The sequence below is a fragment of the Bacteroidota bacterium genome (assembly GCA_018698135.1).
Classification (GTDB): domain Bacteria; phylum Bacteroidota; class Bacteroidia; order CAILMK01; family JAAYUY01; genus JABINZ01.
Genome location: JABINZ010000049.1, coordinates 1 through 5,295, shown reverse-complemented (window position 1 = coordinate 5,295; position 5,295 = coordinate 1). Strand labels below are relative to the sequence as shown.

Below are 5,295 nucleotides of genomic sequence, written 5' to 3'. Positions count from 1 at the left end.
TGGGTTTTGCTGGGTTGATGTAGTTGCATCACCAAAATTCCATACATAAGTTAAGCTATCACCAACTGATGTATCGGTAAAAGTTACCATGTAATCAATACAACCAAGTTGACTGGGGCTATACATAAATCCAGCTTGAATAGGGCCGTATACAATAATCTCCTCAGTGGCAGTATCAATACCACATAAGTTACTATCTGTAAATGTAATGGTATATTTTCCTGGTGTGGTGTAAGTGTGAGACTGGCCAATTCCGATTGAAGACCATCCGGTATTGGTTCCATCACCAAAATTCCAATAGAAAAACTTAGTACCACTATAGCAATTGTATTGGGTCAGGTTTTGTAAAGTTACAGTTGTATTTGGATGACAGAAAACATTGTTATTTGCACTGATTTCTGCTATATCACTGGTATAGGCATTAATTGGCCCCCATGTGGTTTGCGTGCTGCCACAAGAATTAGTAGCCGAAAGTGTTACATAAATATTACAGTTTGTAACTACATAATTATGATAAATTGTGTCATTTGCATTGGTGTAATTATACGTTTCTGTTGATCCATCACCAAAGTTCCATGTAAACTGAGTACAGTCAGACACGTGTGATGAATTGTTTTTAAAACTAGAGACAAATGGAATACATCCATTAGAATGACCGTTGTCGGGACCGCCAATTCCCACTACAGGATACCTGAGATTGATTACTTTACCATAGAATGTTCTAAGGCAAGTATTCAAATCATTTGTTGTAACAATTAAATCGTAGACTCCGGTGGATTGGTAGGTATGAGATACGAGTCCATTTGGAAAAGGTAAAAGTGTATCTCCTTGAATGGAATTGCCGTCTCCAAAGTCAAAAGTATAATTGAGCAATGTGTCGGGGGAGGCAAAAGTGAGGTTTATAGAATCGGGGTCTGTAACCAGGGTAAGACACCTTGTCCAGGTTACAGTCTGTAGGGCTATCCCAAGATTATTATAAAATCTTATAGGTTGGCGGCCACTAGCAACGGTTATATTTTTTGAAGTTGTATATGTGCAATTTCCTTTTTTAATACTTAATGTGATAACATGATTCCCTGAAGTTGAAAATACATAGGAAGCTGTATCTGAATGTGATGAAAAAGTGCTATTTCCTACTTTCCACTTATACGTATTTCCAGTAGTTGAACCAGAAGTCGAATTGGTAAAAAGCATAGCAGAACCTAAACATATAGTATCTGAGACATTCGTGAAACTTGGGCTAATAGCATTTCGGATTGTTATCGTTTTTGAAACTGAATCGATGCATGATGCAGCTGTTATTGAAATTAATGTAATTGTATATGTTCCTGAAGTTTTACTAATTGAATTAGGAGTAGTGCTAGCTGAAGTTGTGTCAAATGCAGTATGATTAACATTCCAATAGAAAGTTGTTCCACTTAGACCAGATCCACTACTTGTATTTGCAAAGCTAATTGTATCTGGGCTTGAGCAACCAGAATTTGATAGTGTATAGGTAAACGCGGGTGAAAGCGTAGAACAGTTTTGTGATTTTACACTTTGTGCAAATAATAAAATTATAATACTAAGTATAATTTTGAATCCAGCTAATTTAGTCATCCTGTATGATGCAGATTTAGTGGTAATTATGCCAATAATCTTGGTCCGAACCAGTTTCTCAAGCTTCGACTTTTTAGGCATAGATATAGTATTTAATACTGTATAAAACATAGCATTATTGTTTTTAGCACACGCTTGTATGCGAAATTCAAAGTTTACGATTAGCGGAGAACCGCTGACAAAATGATAAATTCTTTATTGTTACAGGAGCTAAATTATGAAATCGCTATACCCACCTGCAAATTAATATGATTTCGGACCTTCAGAAAGCAGTGTAAGTAATACCATATCAATGATTTGTGAAGAGTGATATTTTTTGCAAAATGACGCAAAAAGTGCAATGAAAATGACACATTCTTGAAATATCGAAAAATGAGCTACTTAATTAAAGTAATTATAGACCACTTCTGGAACCAAATACTTTATTGATTTTCCATTGGCCAGAAGTTTCCTGATATGGGTGGAGGAGATATCTAATATGGGTAAGTTTACAATTTCAATCGAGTATGATGTGAATTCCTCAGGAATTTTGTAATCCTTCTTCCTAGGATAAACGTATGTTGTAAAATTATTGAGAATTTGCTGGTAGTTCTTCCATTGTGAAAAAGAATCAAGCGAATCAGAACCAATTAATAACTCAAAGCTATGCTCAGGATGTTTCTTTTGTAATTCAGATAAAGTATCAATTGTGTAAGATGGTATTGATAAGGAAAACTCAATATCGCAAAGTTTGAACTTTTCGTTTGACTTTATCGAATCTCGGACAAGATCTAATCTAAGATCAGCATCATTAAGTTCTTGTTGATCTTTAAGCGGATTGTGAGGGCTGACAACAAACCACAGCTCATCTAAGTCAATTTGATTAATAAAGCTTTGAGCAATGATTAAATGCCCCATATGAATGGGGTTAAAGGATCCGAAAAAGAGACCAATTTTCATTTATAAATCTATTATTCTTTGGACTAAACGTCTGACTTCTGTAATAGTATCACTGAGTTGACCATCATTATTAATACAATGATCAAAATTATTAGCGAATAACAATTCTTCCCTTGATTTTGCCAATCTTTTTAGCATGCTTTCTTCATTTTCAGTTGAACGCTTGCTTAGTCGTTTCAAAATATTGTCTTCATTTCCAGGGTGAACAAAGAACACAAAAGCTTCCGTTTTATATTTTTCTTTGATAGTAGTTGCACCATACACGTCAATATCCAGAATAGGTATTTTGCCAATGCTTATAATTCTTTCAATTTCAGCCCAAAGTGTACCGTAATATATATCTTGATAAACCTCTTCAAATTCAACAAATTCTCCTTTTGTAATTTTTTCAGTAAAAAGCGTGAGAGGAATAAAATAGTAGTCTTGTCCATCAACTTCATTTTTCCTTTTGTCTCGAGTTGTTGCAGATATTGAAAAAGCTAACTCTGAAAAATAGTTCAAGAGGTCTTTCACAATAGATGTTTTACCAGAACCTGAGGGACCACAAAATACGATGATTTTACGATGATTCATTACAAAATATTGGCTAATTGTTGTTTTATTTTTTCAAGATCGTTTTTCATTTGAACAACTATCTGTTGAATTTGAGAGTCGTTTGCTTTTGAACCTATGGTATTAATCTCTCTACCAATTTCCTGAGAAATAAAATTCAGTTTACGCCCATTTTCATTTTCATTGAAAACATCTCTAAAGTATGAAATATGTGTGTGTAACCTGTCAATTTCTTCGGTAATATCTAATTTCTCAAGGAAATATATTATTTCTTGTTCAAAACGATTTTTGTCGTAATCACCATTTAATGCTTCAGCTAATTTAGCTTGAAGACGTTTGTTTATAGCCTCTGTTCTATTGTCTTTTAAACCGTCAATTTGCTGACACTTATCTTCAATGGATTTAAGATTTAGTAAGAGTTCTTCTGATAATTTCACTCCTTCAGTCGTGCGGAACTTATTTACGTTTTCAATGGCTTTTTTGGTCGTTTGATAGATTTGCTCCCATTCTTTTTCATCTATTGAGCCATCCGAAATATCAGTTGTGAAAACATCCGGTAAATTTAATACGGTGCTAAATATTTGCTCATTTTTTTCATCCAAATCACTGGCAACGGATTTAACATCCTTGTAATATGCCTTAAATAATGCAGCATTAAATAATTTTTTATTTCCATCAATGTCAGCATTCTTAATATTTATCGTTGCATCAATTTTACCTCGGCACAATTCTTTTTCAATGAGTTTGTTCAACACAATTTCTTTCTCATTGTATTTTGAGGGAATCCGGATTTTCAGGTCAAACATTTTGCTGTTTAATGTTTTTATTTCTACTTTAACTGATAATTCTGGACTTTCAAAAATAGAAGAACCATAACCTGTCATTGATTTAAGCATATAATTGGTTGTTTTAATTATCTTTATTTATATATTTACTAAAATTATCAGTATTTAATAATTAATCTGCAAGATGAAAAGGAAAACCATTTCAAAGTTACATTTAGTATACTTAATTGCTGTAATTCCCTTCTGTTATTCTTCCTGTAAATTGCTGAATAACTCAGATAATCAAGAGAAATACGGTAATAGCGAGCAATCATTGCATATAATGTTTTACAATGTAGAGAACTTATTTGATACGCTGGATGACCCCAGAACAAATGATAATGATTTTTTACCTAACGGTAGTTATAACTGGCATTCTTATCGTTATTACGATAAGTTAAATAAAATTGCAAAGGTGGTTTTAGCCACAGGCGGATGGGATGATATTGATCTTATTGGCTTATGTGAAATTGAGAATCGGAAAGTATTAGACGATTTGGTTTTTCATACGCCACTGAAAAGTAATAAATATGAAATAATACATAAGGAGTCACCAGATCGAAGAGGAATTGATGTTGCATTATTGTATAGTAGGGATAAGTTTAAACCTCTTTACTATGCTTTTACAAAAATTATTTTTCCTTTTGATAGCTCTATTCGAACAAGGGATATATTATATGCTAAAGGAGTCGTGTTAAATAGAGATACATTGCATTTATTTGTAAATCATTGGCCATCCAGAAGAGGAGGCAAAGAAGTCAGTGAAAAAAGAAGAGTTTATGTGGCATCTGTATTGAGAGAAAAAGTGGATTCTATTTTAAAGCACAATGCTTCCAGTAACATTGTCATCATGGGAGATTTCAATGATGAACCAATGGACAGAAGTATACAAGAAATTTTGAATGCTGGATTTGATAGTATTGACTTTACTTCAAGCAATTTATATAATACTTGCTATCAGTTTAAACAACAAGGAAAAGGAAGTTATAAATACCGTTATGAGTGGAACCAGCTCGATCAGTTTATTGTTTCATCCAACATGCTGAATAATACTACCTCCCTATCATTAAAACCATCAGATGTGGATTTGTTTAGTCAGGATTGGTTATTAATTGAAGATAGTAAATATACTGGTAAGAAACCTTTTCGGACATATTTAGGACCTCGATATCAGGGTGGATATAGCGATCACCTCCCAATCCATATGACAATATGGATTGGGAAATAATACACGTATTTTGTTTGTATGCTAAGTTGTAAATGCAGCAATTATTCCTAGAACAGCAACACCTACGGCAACTCCAATAAATATTATTTGAATATTGAACCAAGAAGTAAGATGGTCTAATGCAACCACGAAGTGGTCTATATCATCTCCTTC

5 protein-coding genes are annotated in these 5,295 nt (G+C 33.4%); 1 reads left to right on the top strand and 4 read right to left on the bottom strand.

All coding sequences use genetic code 11. The features are described from left to right. The 4 genes from HOG71_03075 to HOG71_03060 all read right to left on the bottom strand — a co-directional run. A partial coding sequence (locus HOG71_03075) for a PKD domain-containing protein (protein MBT5989812.1) occupies positions 1-1,680 on the bottom strand: 1,680 nt, incomplete at its 3' end. Positions 1,681-1,980: 300 nt separating this feature from the next. After that, positions 1,981-2,538, bottom strand: coding sequence for a nicotinate-nucleotide adenylyltransferase (locus HOG71_03070; protein MBT5989811.1), 558 nt, complete (start codon positions 2,536-2,538; stop codon positions 1,981-1,983). Further along, positions 2,539-3,111, bottom strand: coding sequence for a guanylate kinase (gene gmk, locus HOG71_03065; protein MBT5989810.1), 573 nt, complete (start codon positions 3,109-3,111; stop codon positions 2,539-2,541). After that, positions 3,111-3,986: a YicC family protein gene (locus HOG71_03060; GenBank protein ID MBT5989809.1), complete on the bottom strand. Its 876-nt coding sequence runs from the start codon at positions 3,984-3,986 to the stop codon at positions 3,111-3,113. The genes gmk and HOG71_03060 overlap by 1 nt, the downstream gene beginning before the upstream one ends. Before the next feature lie 73 nt (positions 3,987-4,059). On the opposite strand from HOG71_03060, the gene HOG71_03055 reads away from it, so the two are divergent. After that, positions 4,060-5,142, top strand: coding sequence for an endonuclease (locus HOG71_03055; GenBank protein ID MBT5989808.1), 1,083 nt, complete (start codon positions 4,060-4,062; stop codon positions 5,140-5,142). Positions 5,143-5,295: the final 153 nt, after the last annotated feature.

Coding starts and splice junctions, on each gene's coding strand:
- HOG71_03070 (MBT5989811.1), bottom strand. CDS start 2,538: ATGAAAATTGGTCTCTTTTTCGGATCCTTTAACCCCATTCATATGGGG.
- gmk (MBT5989810.1), bottom strand. CDS start 3,111: ATGAATCATCGTAAAATCATCGTATTTTGTGGTCCCTCAGGTTCTGGT.
- HOG71_03060 (MBT5989809.1), bottom strand. CDS start 3,986: ATGCTTAAATCAATGACAGGTTATGGTTCTTCTATTTTTGAAAGTCCA.
- HOG71_03055 (MBT5989808.1), top strand. CDS start 4,060: ATGAAAAGGAAAACCATTTCAAAGTTACATTTAGTATACTTAATTGCT.